General features: G+C 71.1%; 18 protein-coding genes. 14 read left to right on the top strand and 4 right to left on the bottom strand.

From position 1 onward, the window contains the following. Position 1 precedes the first annotated feature (1 nt). Positions 2-376 (bottom strand): DUF1844 domain-containing protein, encoded by a 375-nt coding sequence (locus QRN40_RS01955; RefSeq protein ID WP_285113799.1) that lies wholly within the window; start codon positions 374-376, stop codon positions 2-4. A 267-nt stretch (positions 377-643) separates the two neighbouring features. On the opposite strand from QRN40_RS01955, the gene infC reads away from it, so the two are divergent. Genes infC through rplT form a run of 3 tightly spaced genes read left to right on the top strand, consistent with a single transcriptional unit; the run spans position 644 to position 1928 of the window. After that, positions 644-1300, top strand: a complete 657-nt coding sequence (gene infC / locus QRN40_RS01950; protein WP_285117424.1) for a translation initiation factor IF-3 — start codon at positions 644-646, stop codon at positions 1298-1300. Next, positions 1300-1494, top strand: a complete 195-nt coding sequence (gene rpmI, locus QRN40_RS01945) for a 50S ribosomal protein L35 (RefSeq protein WP_064111236.1) — start codon at positions 1300-1302, stop codon at positions 1492-1494. The genes infC and rpmI overlap by 1 nt, the downstream gene beginning before the upstream one ends. Before the next feature lie 41 nt (positions 1495-1535). Continuing rightward, complete coding sequence (gene rplT, locus QRN40_RS01940) at positions 1536-1928, top strand: 50S ribosomal protein L20 (protein ID WP_285113798.1); 393 nt, start codon at positions 1536-1538, stop codon at positions 1926-1928. Positions 1929-1995: 67 nt separating this feature from the next. Here rplT and QRN40_RS01935 read toward each other — a convergent pair whose 3' ends face one another. Next, complete coding sequence (locus QRN40_RS01935; protein WP_285113797.1) at positions 1996-2286, bottom strand: hypothetical protein; 291 nt, start codon at positions 2284-2286, stop codon at positions 1996-1998. Between the two features lie 75 nt (positions 2287-2361). On the opposite strand from QRN40_RS01935, the gene QRN40_RS01930 reads away from it, so the two are divergent. From QRN40_RS01930 to QRN40_RS01880, 11 genes are all read left to right on the top strand, one after another. Further along, positions 2362-3162, top strand: a complete 801-nt coding sequence (locus tag QRN40_RS01930) for a TrmH family RNA methyltransferase (protein ID WP_285113796.1) — start codon at positions 2362-2364, stop codon at positions 3160-3162. 82 nt (positions 3163-3244) lie between these two features. Then, positions 3245-4285: a phenylalanine--tRNA ligase subunit alpha gene (gene pheS / locus QRN40_RS01925; protein WP_285113795.1), complete on the top strand. Its 1041-nt coding sequence runs from the start codon at positions 3245-3247 to the stop codon at positions 4283-4285. Next, positions 4285-6828: a phenylalanine--tRNA ligase subunit beta gene (gene pheT / locus QRN40_RS01920; protein WP_285113794.1), complete on the top strand. Its 2544-nt coding sequence runs from the start codon at positions 4285-4287 to the stop codon at positions 6826-6828. Before pheS ends, pheT begins: the two co-directional genes overlap by 1 nt. 304 nt (positions 6829-7132) lie before the next feature. Beyond that, a complete protein-coding gene (locus QRN40_RS01915) occupies positions 7133-8230 on the top strand; it encodes an N-acetyl-gamma-glutamyl-phosphate reductase (protein WP_285113793.1) in 1098 nt (365 codons plus the stop codon). Between the two features lie 37 nt (positions 8231-8267). Further along, a complete protein-coding gene (gene argJ, locus QRN40_RS01910; RefSeq protein ID WP_285113792.1) occupies positions 8268-9422 on the top strand; it encodes a bifunctional glutamate N-acetyltransferase/amino-acid acetyltransferase ArgJ in 1155 nt (384 codons plus the stop codon). Positions 9423-9427: 5 nt separating this feature from the next. Next, on the top strand, positions 9428-10354 hold the full coding sequence (gene argB, locus QRN40_RS01905) for an acetylglutamate kinase (protein ID WP_285117423.1): 927 nt from the start codon (positions 9428-9430) through the stop codon (positions 10352-10354). A gap of 23 nt (positions 10355-10377) precedes the next feature. After that, on the top strand, positions 10378-11601 hold the full coding sequence (locus QRN40_RS01900) for an acetylornithine transaminase (RefSeq protein ID WP_502878931.1): 1224 nt from the start codon (positions 10378-10380) through the stop codon (positions 11599-11601). Positions 11602-11670: 69 nt separating this feature from the next. After that, complete coding sequence (gene argF / locus QRN40_RS01895) at positions 11671-12609, top strand: ornithine carbamoyltransferase (RefSeq protein WP_285113790.1); 939 nt, start codon at positions 11671-11673, stop codon at positions 12607-12609. Continuing rightward, positions 12606-14066, top strand: coding sequence for an argininosuccinate lyase (gene argH / locus QRN40_RS01890; RefSeq protein WP_285113789.1), 1461 nt, complete (start codon positions 12606-12608; stop codon positions 14064-14066). Before argF ends, argH begins: the two co-directional genes overlap by 4 nt. Beyond that, entirely contained in the window at positions 14066-14188 is a 123-nt protein-coding gene (locus tag QRN40_RS01885) for a hypothetical protein (RefSeq protein WP_285113788.1), read from the top strand. The genes argH and QRN40_RS01885 overlap by 1 nt, the downstream gene beginning before the upstream one ends. 1 nt (position 14189) lies before the next feature. Continuing rightward, complete coding sequence (locus QRN40_RS01880; protein ID WP_285113787.1) at positions 14190-14819, top strand: DNA-3-methyladenine glycosylase; 630 nt, start codon at positions 14190-14192, stop codon at positions 14817-14819. A gap of 90 nt (positions 14820-14909) precedes the next feature. On the opposite strand, the gene QRN40_RS01875 is transcribed toward QRN40_RS01880, so the two are convergent. Both QRN40_RS01875 and QRN40_RS01870 read right to left on the bottom strand, forming a co-directional pair. Further along, complete coding sequence (locus QRN40_RS01875) at positions 14910-15515, bottom strand: hypothetical protein (protein WP_285113786.1); 606 nt, start codon at positions 15513-15515, stop codon at positions 14910-14912. Beyond that, positions 15512-16150, bottom strand: a complete 639-nt coding sequence (locus tag QRN40_RS01870) for a DNA-binding protein (RefSeq protein WP_285113785.1) — start codon at positions 16148-16150, stop codon at positions 15512-15514. Before QRN40_RS01870 ends, QRN40_RS01875 begins: the two co-directional genes overlap by 4 nt. Positions 16151-16158 lie beyond the last annotated feature (8 nt).

The raw sequence follows: 16158 nt of genomic DNA, 5'->3' as shown, positions 1-16158 counted from the left end.
GTCAGCTGACGGGGCCGGTGTACTTCTCGCCGGGGCCCTTGCCGATCTCGTCCGGGATGGCGGACGCCTCGCGGAACGCCAGCTGCAGGGAGCGCAGGCCGTCGCGCAGGCTGCGAGCGTGCTGGTCGCCGATGTGCTGCGCGCTGGCCGTGACCAGGCCCGCGAGGGCGTCGATGAGCTTGCGCGCCTCATCCAGGTCCGTCTGGTGCTCCGGGTCGTCGGCCAGCCCGCACTTGACGGCGGCCGCGCTCATCAGGTGCACGGCCGTGGTGGTGATCACCTCGACGGCGGGCACCTCCGCGATGTCGCGCGTCGCCTCGGCAACGTCGTCGTCATGGTGCTCCGCGTCGGAGAAGGCGAAGGATGTGTCGCTCACTGCATTCCTCTGTTAGAATCGTTCGGGCTCCGGGACTTCTGTCCCGGTACGAAAGTGGAGATTCCTCCCACCCGCGCTTGACCGTTTTACAGGTTACCGGGTCGTTGCACTCCGCCACTGCGTGTGAACGCGGTGGTAGTCAGGGTGCTGTACCAGGCTTGCGAAGAACGATTCGCAGGCCGTGCTGGTGCGTGGAACCTCCTCTTTCGCCGAATCGTCGCCAGACGATCCGAGGCTTGAAGAATCGCTCGATCAGAGGAGAAAAACATCAGCGATCCCCGTACGAATGACCGTATCCGCGTCCCCGAAGTTCGACTCGTCGGCCCCAGCGGAGAGCAGGTCGGCGTGGTCAAGATCGAGGTCGCACTGCGACTGGCGCAGGAGGCCGACCTCGACCTGGTCGAAGTCGCGCCCAACTCCAAGCCGCCGGTCGCCAAGATCATGGACTACGGCAAGTTCAAGTACGAGGCTGCGCAGAAGGCCAAGGAGGCCCGGCGCAACCAGGCGAACACGATCCTCAAAGAGGTCCGGTTCCGCCTCAAGATCGACAAGCACGACTACGAGACCAAGCGCAAGCGCGCCGAAGGCTTCCTGAAGTCCGGCGACAAGGTGAAGGCGATGATCCTCTTCCGCGGCCGCGAGCAGTCGCGTCCGGATCAGGGTGTCCGCCTCCTGCAGCGCTTCGCGGAAGACGTCGCCGAGCTCGGCACCGTGGAGTCCAACCCCACGATCGACGGCCGCAACATGGTGATGATCATCAGCCCGCTCAAGAACAAGTCCGAGGCCAAGGCCGAGGCCAATGCAGTACGTGCCGCATCCAAGGCGCGCGCCCAGGGGCGCGAGCAGGATGAGGTTGCTGAGTCAGCCGACGCTGCTCAGTCCGATGAGAGTTCGCCCGCCCAGGCGACGAACGAGGAGAAGTAATGCCCAAGCAGAAGACCCACTCCGGCGCCAAGAAGCGCTTCAAGATCACCGGCAGCGGCAAGGTCATGAAGCAGCAGTCCGGGATGCGCCACAACCTCGAGGTGAAGTCGAGCAGCCGCAAGCGCCGCCTGAACGCCGAGCAGGTCGTCCCCGAGGTGGACGCCAAGGTCATCCGCCGGATGCTCGGCAAGTAACGACTCGCACGCAGACTTTCACACACTAAGGAAATCGACTAATGGCAAGAGTGAAGAGGGCGGTCAACGCCCACAAGAAGCGTCGGGTCATCCTCGAGCGCGCCGAGGGCTACCGCGGACAGCGGTCGCGCCTCTACCGCAAGGCCAAGGAGCAGGTCACCCACTCCCTCGTCTACGCATACCGTGACCGCCGCCAGAAGAAGGGCGACTTCCGTCGCCTCTGGATCCAGCGGATCAACGCCGCGAGCCGTGCCAACGGCCTCACCTACAACCGCTTCATCCAGGGCCTGGGCCTGGCGGGCGTCGAGGTGGACCGTCGCATCCTCGCCGACCTGGCCATCACCGAGCCCGCGACCTTCGCAGCGCTCGTCGAGACCGCCAAGAAGGCGCTCCCGGCCGACACCTCCGCCCCCAAGGCGGACGCCGCCGCGTAACCCGCGTCACGTCACGAACGGCCCGGTCGACTCACGTCGGCCGGGCCGTTCTGCGTCCCGCGGGGGATCAGTCGTCGGCGCCGTGGCCGCCGGAGCCGTGGTCGTCTCCGATGTCGTGCGTGGCCGGGTCGTCGGAGCCGTGGTCGTCGACTGCGGTGGGCACGGGCGCCGGAAGGTCGCTCGGTGTCGGGCGATCGAGACGGTCCTCGAGCACCGGGGCGGGTGTCCCGCTGTGCTCCACCACCCCCGGCGCGTCGTCGCCTCCACCGCCCGTCGCGGCCACCGCCGCAGCCGTCCCGAGCCCGAGGGCCAGGGCCGCTCCGCCGGCGATCAGCGTCAATCTGATGCTCGACCTCATCGTTAAGCCTCCATCCGCTTTTCCTTAACACGAGACGCGAGGCCGTTCGGATCAACGGCACCCTAAGCTGGTGCCATGCTGGACAACCCGCGCTCACCGCGCGTCAGGGCCGTCGCCAAGCTCGCCAAGCGCCCCGCCCGTGCCGAGACCGGGCTGTTCCTCCTCGAAGGACCGCAGGCCGTCGAGGAGGCCCTCGCCTTCCGTCCGGAACTCCTGGTCGACCTGTTCGCCACGCCGACCGCGCTGGAGCGCTATCCCGAGATCGCTCGCGCGGCCGCCGACGTCGATGTCGAGCTGGAGTTCGTCAGCGAGCACGTGCTGGATGCGATGGCCGACACCGTCACCCCCCAGGGGTTCGTCGCCGTCGCCCGGCAGTTCCCCACCTCGGTGCGCGACATCTTCGCCGGCTCGCCGCGTCTCGTCGCCGTCCTCGAGGAGGTGCGCGATCCGGGCAATGCCGGAACGATCATCCGCGCCGCCGACTCCGCCGGTGCCGACGCCGTCGTGCTGAGCGGCCGCACCGTCGACCTGTACAACCCGAAGGTCGTGCGTTCGACGACGGGCTCCCTCTTCCACCTGCCGGTCGCCGTCGGAGCGGACGTCGCCGACGTCGTCGGACGCGCCCACACCGCCGGGATGCAGGTGCTCGCCGCGGACGTCAAGGGCGAGGACCTCCTCTCCGCCCGCCGCGACGGCGAACTCGGGCGTCCGACCGCCTGGGTGTTCGGCAACGAGGCGCACGGACTGGCCGACGAGCTGCTCGGGCTCGTGGACCGGGTCGTCACCGTCCCGATCTACGGCAAGGCCGAGTCGATGAACCTGGCGACGGCCGCATCCGTCTGCCTCTACGAGTCGGCGTTCGCCCAGCGCGCCTGACGCGCTGTCCCCAGCCGACCGTCTCTCCACAGGTCCCGCGCGGACGGGGACACGGGGTGCACGCCGACTAGACTGAGTGACCGTGTCAGATTCCACGGAGATCACCGAATCCGCGGTCGAGTCGGCCGTCTCAGCGGCCCTCGCCGCGATCGATGCCGCCCACGACTCGGCGGCGCTGAAGGCGGTGCGCCACGACCACACCGCCGAGGGTTCGCCGCTCGCGCGGCTGAACGCCGGCATCCGCTCGCTGCCGGGCGACCAGAAGGCCGCGGCCGGCAAGCTCGTCGGCGGTGCGCGTGCCCGGGTCACCCAGGCATTCGCGGCGAAGGAGGCCGAGATCGCGGCGGCGGAGGAGGCGGCGCAGCTCGCGGCGGAGGCCGTCGACGTGACCGCCCTGCCGTCACGCTGGACCCCCGGCGCCCGCCACCCGCTGAGCCTCCTCCAGGAGCGTGTCGGCGACGTCTTCGTCGGGATGGGCTGGGAGATCGCGGAAGGTCCCGAGCTCGAGAGCGAGTGGTACAACTTCGACGCCCTCAACTTCGACGCGGATCACCCGGCGCGCGCCATGCAGGACACGTTCTTCGTCGAGCCCACCGACGCGCACCTCGTGCTGCGCACCCACACCTCCCCGGTGCAGCTGCGCGCTCTGCTCGGCGACGAGCTGCCGGTCTACCGCATCGCGCCGGGCCGCGTGTTCCGCACGGACGAGTTCGACGCGACGCACCTCCCGGTCTTCCACCAGACGGAGGGCATCGCGGTCGACAAGGGACTGACGATGGCACACCTGCGCGGCACGCTCGACCACTTCGTGAAGACGCTCTTCGGCGAGGAAGCGCGCGTCCGCCTGCGCCCCAACTACTTCCCCTTCACCGAGCCGAGCGCCGAGCTCGACCTGTGGCATCCCACCTTCAAGGGCGGTGCCCGCTGGATCGAGTGGGGCGGCTGCGGCATGGTCAACCCGAACGTCCTCCGGTCGGCGGGCATCGATCCCGACGTCTACTCGGGCTTCGCGTTCGGTGTCGGCGTCGAGCGGGCCCTGATGTTCCGCAACGACGTGAAAGACATGCGCGACATGGCCGAAGGCGATGTCCGGTTCTCCCAGCAGTTCGGAATGGTGGTCTGATGCGCGTCCCCCTGAGTTGGCTCGGCGAGTTCGTCGACCTCGAGCCCGGCACGACGCCGGAGGAGGTTCACGCCGCCCTCGTGTCCGTCGGTCTGGAGGAGGAGGACGTCCACACGTTCGAGATCTCCGGCCCGGTGGTCGTCGGCGAGGTGCTGGCGTTCGAGGAGGAGCCGCAGACCAACGGCAAGACCATCCGCTGGTGCGAGGTGCGCGTTGCGCCTGAGGGTCAGAGCGCGGCGGACGGCGGTGGCGACGTGCGCGGGATCGTGTGCGGTGCCCGCAACTTCTTCCCCGGCGACAAGGTCGTAGTGACCCTGCCGGGCGCCGTGCTGCCCGGCCCGTTCCCGATCGCAGCGCGCAAGACCTACGGTCACGTCTCCGACGGCATGATCGCGTCGGCGCGAGAGCTGGGCCTCGGAGAGGACCACGACGGCATCCTGCGCTTGACCACCCTGGGCCTCGACCCGGAGGTGGGCACCGATGCGGTGAGCCTGCTGGGCCTCGACGACGCCGCAGTGGAGGTGAACGTCACTCCCGACCGCGGGTACGCGTTCTCGATCCGCGGCGTCGCCCGCGAGTACTCCCACGCAACGGGCGCGGCCTTCCGCGACCCGGCGGACGCGGTGCCGGTCAGTGCTGTGGCCGACCACCCCAGCGGCTTCAGCGTGACCATCGACGATACGGCCCCGATCCGCGGCAACGTCGGCGCGAGCGTCTTCGTCACCCGCGTGGTGCGCGATGTGGACGCCACCCGTCCGACCCCCGCGTGGATGATCGCGCGGCTCAAGCTCGCAGGCATGCGCTCGATCTCGCTGATCGTCGACATCACGAACTACGTGATGCTCGAACTCGGTCAGCCCATCCACGGCTACGACCTCGACAAGGTCTCCGGAGGGATCGTCGTCCGCCGGGCGAAGCCGGGGGAGACCCTTGTCACGCTGGACGACCAGACTCGGAAGCTCGATCCGGAAGACCTCCTGATCACCGACGATTCGGGCGCGATCGGCCTGGCCGGCGTCATGGGCGGCGCTGCCACCGAGATCGGTGCGGACACGCGCAACGTGCTCATCGAGGCGGCGAACTTCGACCCCGTCTCCATCGCCCGCACCGCTCGCCGGCACAAGCTGCCGAGCGAGGCGTCGAAGCGCTTCGAGCGCGGCGTCGACCCGCAGGTCGCCGTCGCGGCGGCTGCGCGCGTGGTGCAGCTGCTCGAACAGCTCGCGGGCGGACACGCCGACGAGCTCGGTTCGCTGCTCGACGCGTCGCAGGCGGCGGACGCCATCCACCTTCCCGAGGGCTACATCTCGTCGCTGATCGGCGTCGACTACACCGACGACGAAGTGCGCGCGGCCCTCGCCGAGATCGGCGGCACCGTCACCGAGACGGCCGACGGTCTGCTCGTCGTCCCGCCGACCTGGCGCCCCGACCTGCGCGACAAGGCCGACCTGGCGGAGGAGGTCGCCCGGATCGTCGGCTACGACCGCATCCCGTCCATCCTTCCGGTCGCCCCTCCCGGCCGCGGCCTGACCCGCGAGCAGCGGCTGCGGCGCGCGGTGGCGCAGACGCTCGCGGACAACGGAAGCACCGAGGTGCTGTCCTTCCCGTTCACCAGCGAGGCGCAGAACGACCTCTTCGGCTCGGCCGAGGCAGGCCCCGTGCCGGCCGTCCGCCTGGCGAACGCCCTGGATGCGACGGCGCCGTACCTGCGCACGTCCCTGCTGCCCGGCCTGCTGGACGCCGCCAAGCGCAACCTCGCGCGCGGACTCGTCGACCTCCGCGTGTACGAGCTCGGCACGGTCTTCCGTCCGTCCGAGGGCTCCATCGGCAGCGAGTCGCTGCCGCCGGGCGCCGCTCTGCCGAGCTCCGACATCCTCGCCGGGCTGAATGCGGGCATCCCGGCGCAGCCGCGCCACCTCGCGGGCCTCGTCGTGGGCAACGTCGTCGACAAGCAGCCCGGGATGACCGCCGCTCCAGCCGGCCTTGTCGACGCGCTGGACATGGTGCGGCAGACCGCCGCAGCGGTCGGCGTCACGGTCGACCCGGTCCAGTCGTCGCACCAGGCGCTGCACCCGGGACGAACGGCCCGGCTGGTCGCGCGCGCGGCCGACGGCTCGGAGACGCCGGTCGGCTACGCGGGTGAGCTGCTGCCCGCGCTCGCCCACGAGCTCGACCTGCCCCGCGTCGTCGCCGTGTTCGAGCTCGACCTCGACGCGCTCATCGCTGTAGCGCCCGCGGACATCATCGCGGGCGTCATCGCCGGCTTCCCGGCGGCGACGCAGGACCTGTCGCTGGTCGTCGGCCAGGACGTGCCCGCCGGTGACGTCCTCCGCGCGGTGCGCGAGGGGGCGGGCAGCCTGCTCGAAGACATCCGGCTGGTCGACGACTACCGCGGCACCGGGCTGCCGGACGGCCACAAGAGCCTGACCTTCGCACTGCGCTTCCGAGCCGCCGACCGCACCCTCACCGCCGCCGAGGCGAGCGAGGCGAAGCTGGCGGGCTCCGCTCGCGCCGGCGACCTGTTCGGCGCGACCATCCGCGAGTAGCGCGCGAGTACCTCATCCAGTTGACGCGACACGCCGTCCGCACCGCCGGTGCGACGGCGTGTCGCGTCACCTCGTTGGGGCCGCGGCCGGATTTGGCGGCGGGCGGGGCGGGAGCGCTAGGGTTGTCCCATGCTTTCCGTCCGGTGCACCGCTTCGACGCGTGCGGCTCTCGCCGCCCGTCCCCTGCGCCGACGCCTGCGCGACCGCCGAAGCTAGGCGGCGTTCAGGGCGGTCCTCGTGCTGTGGATCGACGTGGGCGTCGCCGTCGCCGAGACAACCGTCGTCCACTCGAAAAGGAAGAAGCATGACTTTCTCGGTCGCCGTCGCAGGCGCATCCGGATACGCGGGCGGTGAGCTGCTGCGCATCCTCGCCGGGCACCCCGACTTCGAGATCCGCACCGTCACCGCGCACCAGAACGCCGGTCACCCGCTGATCGCCCACCAGCCGCACCTGCGCTCGCTCGCGCACCTGACCCTGCAGGACACCACCGCGGAGACGCTCGCCGGGCACGACGTCGTGTTCCTCGCGTTGCCGCACGGCACCTCGGGCGAGATCGCGGCGCAACTGCCCGAGGACACGGTCGTCGTCGACTGCGGCGCCGACCACCGGCTCGAGGATGCGGCCGACTGGGCCGCGTTCTACGGCGGCGAGTACTTCGGCGCCTGGGCGTATGGAGTGCCGGAGCTGCCGATCGCAGGCGCTGGCGCTGGCGCAGGCACAGAGGCAGGCGCAGGCGCAGCTGCGCACCGCGCCGCCAAGCAGCGCGACCGGCTCGTCGGCGCCCGGCGGATCGCCGCTCCCGGCTGCAACGCGAGCGCGGTCTCGCTCGCGCTCGCCCCCGGCATCCTGGCCGGCATCGTCGAGGACGAGGACATCGTCTCCGTGCTCGCCGTCGGCCCGTCCGGGGCGGGCAAGTCGCTCAAGACGATGTACCTGGCCAGTGAGATCCTGGGGTCCGCCAACCCGTACGCGGTCGGCGGGACGCACCGGCACATCCCCGAGATCCAGCAGAACCTCCGCGCAGCGGGCGCCGCATCCCCGACCCTGTCGTTCACTCCGGTGCTCGTGCCCATGTCGCGCGGGATCCTCGCCACGTCGACCGCGCGCGTGAAGCCCGGTGTCACCGCCGAGCAGGTGCAGGCTGCCTGGGAGGAGGCGTACGCGGGGGAACCGTTCGTGCAGGTCCTCCCGGCGGGCTCCGTGCCGCGCACGGCCGACGTGCTGGGCTCGAACACGGTGCTGATCGGCGTCGCCCTCGACCAGGCGGCCGGCCGGGTCGTCACCGTGCTGGCGATCGACAACCTGTACAAAGGGACGGCCGGAGCCGCCGTCCAGTCCGTCAACCTCGCCCTCGGACTCGACGAGACCGCGGGCCTCACCGTGAACGGAGTCGCACCGTGACGAGCAGCACCGCATCCACCCCGACGGGAGCCCGTTCGTGAGCGTCACCGCCGCCTCCGGATTCGCCGCCGCGGGCGTGGTCGCCGGCCTCAAGGCGAGCGGCAACCGCGACCTCGCGCTCGTGCGCAACCTCGGCCCGCTGAACGCCGCGGCCGCCGTGTTCACCACCAACCGCTGCAAGGCGAACCCGGTGCTGTGGAGCGAGCAGGTCATCCAGGACGGCGTCGTCTCCGCCATCGTGCTGAACTCGGGAGGCGCCAACTGCTACACCGGCGCCCAGGGGTTCCAGACGACGCATGCGACGGCCGAGGCCGTCGCTGAGCAGCTGGAGGTGTCGGCCGGGGACGTGCTGGTCTGCTCCACGGGCCTGATCGGCGAGCAGCTCCCGCTCGACAAGCTCGTCGAGGGGGTGTCCCGCGCCGCGCGGGCTCTCGCGACGGATGCCGGGCTGGGCGCCGCGCAGGCCATCATGACCACCGACACGCGTCCGAAGCAGGCCGAGTTCCGGTCGCCGGACGGCTGGACCGTCGGCGGGATGGCGAAGGGCGCCGGGATGCTCGCACCGGGCCTCGCCACCATGCTGGTCGTCCTCACGACCGACGCCGTCCTCACCTCCGAACAGCTGGATGCGGCTCTGCGCTCGGCGACGCGGGTCACCTTCGACCGGCTCGACTCCGACGGCTGCATGTCCACCAACGACACCGTCGCCCTGCTCGGCTCGGGCGCCAGCGGAGAGCAGCCCGACGAGGCCGCTTTCGCGCAGGCCCTCACCGGCGTCTGCCGCGACCTGGCCGAGCAGTTGCAGGCCGACGCCGAGGGGGCGTCGCACGACGTCGCGATCGAGGTCGTCAACGCGGCCAGCGAGGACGACGCGGTCGTCGTCGGCCGCGCCGTCTCTCGGAGCAACCTGCTCAAGGCCGCCATCTTCGGCAACGACCCCAACTGGGGCCGGGTGCTCGCGGCGGTCGGCACCACGGACGCCGCTTTCGATCCGTACGGCATCGACGTCGCCATCAACGGTGTACAGGTGTGTACGGCGGGTGAACCCGACCAGCCGCGCGACCTCGTCGACCTGACGCCGCGCGCGGTGCACATCCTGATCGACCTGCACGCGGGCGAGGAGACGGCGACCATTCTGACCAACGACCTCACGCACGACTACGTGCACGAGAACAGCGCCTACGCGAGCTGATGACGATGACGGACCAGACGATCGACGACGCGACGGACGACGACGCCCTCAACGACCACGACACCGCCGCGGAGAAGGCGGCGACCCTCATCGAGTCGCTGCCGTGGCTGCAGACGTTCCACGACCGGATCATCGTGGTGAAGTTCGGGGGGAACGCGATGGTCAGCGCTGAGCTCCAGCGCACCTTCGCCGAGGACATGGTCTACCTGCGCTATGCCGGCATCCGCCCGGTGGTGGTGCACGGTGGCGGCCCACAGATCTCGGCGATGCTCGACCGGCTCGGCATCGCATCCGAGTTCCGGGGCGGCTACCGTGTCACGACACCGGAGGCGATGGAGGTGGTCCGCATGGTGCTCACCGGGCAGATCAACCGCGACATCGTCGGCAACATCAACAAGCACGGTCCGCTCGCGGCCGGCCTCTCCGGCGAGGACGCGGGACTCTTCCAGGGTCGTCGCCGTGCTGCAGTGATCGACGGCGAAGAGGTCGACCTCGGGCTCGTCGGCGACGTGGTCGCCGTCGACCCGGAGGCCGTGCACGCGCAACTCGCGGCAGGCCGCATCCCGGTCGTCTCGTCCATCGCGCCCGACATCGATGACGCCGGCCAGGCGCTCAACGTGAACGCGGACGCCGCGGCGGCGGCGCTCGCCGTGGCGCTCGGCGCGGCCAAGCTCGTGATCCTCACGGACGTGGCCGGCCTCTACAGCGACTGGCCGAACCGCGACTCGCTGCTGTCGAAGATCGGCGCGGACGAGCTGCGCGAGCTCCTGCCCGCACTGGAGTCGGGCATGATCCCCAAGATGGCCGCCTGCTTGGACGCGGTCGACGGGGGAGTGGAGAAGGCGGCGATCATCGACGGACGCGTGCCGCACTCCATCCTGCTCGAAGTGTTCACGCAGTCCGGGATCGGTACGGAGGTGGTGCCCGCGTGAGCGAGGATCAGGATCGGAGCGCAATGATCACCGAGGCGGAGACGGCCGGGGCGCGGTGGCGCGACGGCGCATGGAAGGCGCCGTTCGGGGATGCGCTGATGCGCACGCTCGCCACGCCCAAGATCATGCTGGCGCGCGGCGAGGGCTGCCGAGTGTGGGATGTGGACGGCAACGAGTACCTCGACTTCCTCGCTGGCATCGCGGTCAATTCGCTGGGGCACGCGCATCCGGCCCTGGTGGATGCCGTGAGCAGCCAGGTTGCGACGCTCGCCCATGTCTCCAACTACTTCTCGACGGCCCCGCAGCTGGAGCTCGCCGCACGCCTGCGCACCATCACGGGCGCCGGCGACCGTGGCCGCGTCCTGTTCGGCAACTCGGGCGCGGAGGCCAATGAGGCGGCGTTCAAGCTCGCCCGGCTCAACAGCAAGGGACCGCACGGCCGCCGGACACGCGTGCTGGCCCTGCACAACGCCTTCCACGGACGCACGATGGGCTCGCTCGCCCTCACCGGGAAGCCCCCGATGCGCGAGGCGTTCGAGCCGCTCCCCGGAGGGGTCGAGCACATCGACTCCACCGTCGCCGCTCTCGAAGCGGCCATCGACGACCGCGTCGCCGCGCTCTTCGTCGAGCCGATCAAGGGAGAGGCCGGCGTGCTCGACCTGCCTGCCGGCTTCCTGAAGCGCGCGCGAGAGCTCACCGAACAGCATGGCGTGCTGCTGATCGTCGACGAGATCCAGACCGGCGTCGGGCGCACCGGCGAGTGGTTCGCCTACCAGCACGACGGCATCCTTCCCGACGCGGTCACCGTCGCGAAGGGCATCGCCGGCGGCATCCCGATCGGAGCACTGGTCACCTTCGGCTGGGCCTCCGACCTGTTCACGCAGGGGCAGCACGGCTCGACGTTCGGCGGCAACCCGCTGTCGACCGCGGCCGGCAACGCGGTGCTCGCGGAGATCGAGCGTTCCGACCTGGTCGGCAACGCCGCGCGCCGCGGCGAGGAGCTGAAGGCGATCATCCGCGCGTACGACTCCCCGCTGATCGGGGAGGTGCGCGGCCACGGCCTGCTCATCGGCATCGGCCTGACCGACGGAGAGGCGCACCGTCTGTCCGACGCGGCCCTGGCGCAGGGGCTCATCATCAACGCGCCCAACGAGTCGAGCATCCGGCTGGCGCCCCCGCTGATCGTGGGGGATGCGGAGCTCGCGGAGTTCCGCGAGCGCTTCGGCCGCGCCCTCGCGGCGCTGTGACCGCGGCGCTGTGACCGCCGCACGGCGACCATCCCCATCCCCACTCCGAACCATGAAAGGGCGGGCAGCATGACCCGGCACTTCCTCCGCGACGACGACCTCTCGCCGGCCGAGCAGGCCGAGGTCCTGACCCTCGCCGCCGAGCTCAAGCGCGACCGGTTCTCGGCGAAGCCCCTGGCCGGTCCGCAGACCGTCGCCGTGATCTTCGACAAGACCTCCACGCGCACCCGGGTCTCCTTCGCCGTCGGCATCGCCGACCTCGGCGGCAGCCCGCTGATCATCCAGAGCGGTGAGAGCCAGCTGGGCGGCAAGGAGTCGCTCGCCGACACCGCCCGCGTACTGGAGCGGATGGTCGCCGCGATCGTGTGGCGGACGTATGCGCAGTCGGGGCTGGACGAGATGGCGGCCGGGACGCGGGTGCCGGTCGTGAACGCGCTGTCGGACGACTTCCACCCGTGTCAGATCCTCGCCGACCTGCTCACTGTGCGCGAGCACAAGGGCCGCACCGAGGGCCTCACCATGAGCTACTTCGGCGACGGCGCCAACAACATGGCGCACTCGTACCTGCTCGGCGGAGTGACGGCGGGGATGCACGTCCGCATCGCCGCTCCCGCCGGCTACACGCCGGCCGAGGCGATCGTGGCCGACGCGCGCGCCATCGCGGAGCGCACCGGAGGCTCGGTCTCGGTGGTCACCGACCCGGCCGAGGCCGCGGCGGGGGCGGACGTGATGGTCACCGACACGTGGGTCTCGATGGGCAAAGAGGATGAGAAGGCCGAGCGGGTCTCCGTCTTCGGGGACTACACGGTCGACTCCCGGCTGATGGGGCTCGCCGCCCCCGACGCGATCTTCCTGCACTGTCTGCCCGCGTACCGGGGATACGAGGTCAGCGAGGACGTGCTCGACGGCCCGCAGTCCGTCATCTGGGACGAGGCGGAGAACCGCCTGCACGCGCAGAAGGCGCTCCTCGCGTGGCTCCTGCAGAAGAACGAGGAGTCCGCAGCATGAGCGACCAGAACGGCACCGACGGCGTCGGGCGGACCGGTGAGGGCTCGCTCTGGGGCGGGCGCTTCGCGGGCGGCCCTTCGCCCGAGCTCGCGGCGCTCAGCAAGTCGACCCACTTCGACTGGGAGCTCGCCGCCTACGACATCGCCGGGTCACGCGCGCATGCGCGAGCCCTCGCCGCGGCCGGCTACCTCACGCCGGAGGAACTGGACGGGATGCTCGCCGCGCTCGACAAGCTGGACCGCGACGTCCTCTCCGGCGCCTTCGCCGCTGCGGGGACCGACGAGGACGTGCACGGCGCGTTGGAGCGCGGACTCATCGAGCGGGCGGGAGCGGACCTCGGCGGCAAGCTGCGCGCGGGCCGCAGCCGCAACGACCAGATCGCCACGCTCATCCGGCTCTACCTCCGCGATCACGCCGGGGTCATCGCCGAGCAGCTGATCGCACTCGTCGATGCCATCGCCTCCCAGGCGGACGCGCATCCCACCGCCGTCATGCCCGGGCGCACGCATCTGCAGCACGCACAGCCCGTGCTGCTGGCCCACCACCTGCTGGCCCACTGCTGGCCGCTGGTGCGCGACCTCGAGCGGATCGCCGACTGGGACAAGCGCGCGGACGTGTCGCCGTACGGCTCCGGCGCGCTCGCCGGCTCCACGCTCGGCCTCGACCCGCTGCTCGTGGCGCGGGAGCTGGGCTTCGCCCGCAGCTCCGAGAACTCGATCGACGGCACGGCGGCCCGGGATGTCGTGGCCGAGTTCGCGTTCGTGGCCGCACAGATCGGGGTCGACCTGTCGCGGTTCGCGGAGGAGATCATCATCTGGAACACCCGGGAGTTCGGCTTCGTCACGCTCGACGACGGCTACTCCACCGGGTCGTCGATCATGCCGCAGAAGAAGAACCCGGACATCGCCGAGCTGGCGCGCGGCAAGGCGGGCCGGCTGATCGGCAATGCGACCGGGCTGCTCACCACCCTGAAGGGCCTGCCGCTCGCGTACAACCGCGATTTGCAGGAGGACAAGGAGCCGGTGTTCGACTCGGTGCGCACCCTCGAGACGGTGCTGCCGGCCTTCACCGGCATGGTGGCGACGCTGCGGTTCCACACCGACCGGATGGCGGAGCTCGCGCCGCAGGGCTTCTCGCTGGCGACCGACGTCGCCGAGTGGCTTGTCAAGCAGCACGTCCCCTTCCGCATCGCCCACGAGCTGAGCGGGAGTCTCGTGCGCTTCGCCGAGGAGAACGACCTCGAACTCCACGAGGTGGACGACGAGCAGCTGGCCGCCATCTCGGTGCTGCTCACGCCCGAGGTGCGCTCAGTCCTCTCGGTGGAGGGATCGGTGGCGAGCCGGGACGGCGTCGGCGGGACCGCCCCCGACCGCGTCTCCGAGCAGCTCGCGGCCCTCACGGACCACGTTCGCAAGGCCGCGCTCGCGCTGCGCGCATCCCGGCGGGACCTCGTCTGATGGCGCGGTTCGAGCCGGAGCGGAAGCACCCGTGGATCATCACGGTCATCGTCGTGGTGGCCGTGGCGGTCGTCGTGGTCGGACTGATCGTCGCCGTCGCCGCGGGCGGCCGGATCTTCTGACGTGACCCTGTACCGGCCCGAGCGCGACGTATTCCTGGCGTCGTCGCTCGAGGTCGCGCCGCGTCTCCTCGGCGCTGTGCTGCGCCACGACTCGCCGGAGGGCGCCGTCGCGCTGCGCATCACCGAGGTGGAGGCGTACATCGGCGACGGCCTCGACCCGGGCTCGCACGCGTTCCGCGGGCGCACGAAGCGCAACGGCGTCATGTACGGACCGCCCGGGCATCTGTACGCCTACTTCACGTACGGGATGCACGTGTGCGCCAACGTGGTCTGCTCGCCGGAGGGCGAAGCGACTGCGGTGCTCCTGCGCGGGGCCGAGGTCGTCGAGGGGGAGGACCTCGCCGAGGCGCGCCGCGTCGGCGGGAGCGGCCGCCGCATCCCGCATCGCGACCTGGCCCGCGGCCCTGCCCGGCTCGTCGTCGCGGCCGGGATGAGCCTGGCCGACGACGGCGCCGACCTGTTCAGCCCGCCGTTCGAGCTCCTGCTGCCGCGCGAGCAGGCGGAGTACGTCACCGGACCGCGGACCGGGGTGTCCGGGCCCGGCGGCGGTGAGGCGTTCCCGTGGCGCTACTGGCTGCCGGGGGACCCGACGGTGTCGCCGTACAAGCGGCATCCCAAATCGCACGACTGACGACCGTGGCGTCGGAGGTCGGGAGCGCTCAGCTACGCGTCGCCGCTGCCGCAACGGAGGAGCCGGCCGTCCTGGCCGGCCCGAGCGTCCTCAGCCGGAGACGATCCGGAACACACCGGCGCAGACGCACGCCCAGATGATGCTGGTGAGCGTGCCGATGATGAAGCGCTCGCGGGCCTCCGCCTCCTCCAGTTCGGTGAAGCGGCCGACGCCCTTGATCGCGATCAGCACGGCGAGGCCCTCGGGGAATCCGGCCATGATCGTGCCCGCGGCGGCGAGCCGCTCCAGCAGGCCGATGGTCGTCCCGCCGCGCAGCACCTCGCGGGTCGTCTCGCCCTCCGGGGTCATCGCACGGACCAGGATGCCGCCGTGGGCACTGGGTTCGATCGAGCTGCGCGTGGCGAGGGTCAGCACGAGCTGGGACACCGGCCAGCCGCCCAGCACCGCGAGAGCCAGGGCGGTGACGCCGAACAGGAGACGGAAGGGGACGGGGGCGTGCTCGGTCGGGATGAGCACGACGATCAGCGCACCGGCCAGCAGCCCGGCGGCCGTGTAGACCAGCGGCCGCCGCGGGCTGCGGATCGTGGCGACGATGCAGCCGAGGGCGGCGATCAGCAGGAGCAGGGCGAGCGCCCACAAGGCGTGCGGTGCGATCCGGGTGAGCAGCACCAGGATCGGCGGCCACGTCGTCGTCATGCGTCCTCCTCGGGATCGTGCGCGTCCGGTCCCTCGCTCTGAGCGGCATCGGCGCGTGCCAGAAGCCTAGTCAGGGCCGGGATGGCCGCGAGCTCGACACGGGCACCTGCTGCCCGTGCGCGGTCGCTGGCGGACTGCGGCGTGATGCCGAGCCGCGCCCCGGCCTCCGCCTGCGTGAGGCCCGCGGAGACCAGGTCGTAGAGCTCCCAGCCGGCCGCGGTGCGTCCGTCGCGCAGGGTCAGGAGGAGGGTGACGAGCGCTTCCGCATCGGCGGCGGGTTCCGGAGCGGCGAGCGCCTCGACGGCCAGCCGCGCCGGAGCGCGCTTGGCACGGGCGACCGCCGTCCGGGCGGCCACGAACGCGTCACCGGTGGCTTCGCGGGTGTTCTCGGGGAGCGGGAGGCGCACGTCGCCGAGGCCCAGGCCGACGCTCCACGCGCCCTCGCGGGTGAGGGTGAGGATCAGGTCGAGCGCCGTGGCCGCATCCGCCGTCAGCACCTGGAGTTCGTCTCCGGCGTTGCGATCCGGTGGCAGGGCGAGGTGCGCTGCGAACCGGTCTGCGATCTCTTCGAGCGCCGGGGCGACGATGTCGGGGCGGCGCCTGCTGTCCACCTGGTCGGCGGTGACGACGAACATGATGTGGC

Origin of the sequence: Leifsonia sp. fls2-241-R2A-40a, assembly GCF_030209575.1 — a bacterium.
GTDB lineage: Bacteria > Actinomycetota > Actinomycetes > Actinomycetales > Microbacteriaceae > Leifsonia.
This window is presented reverse-complemented; position numbering and strand designations above follow the sequence as displayed.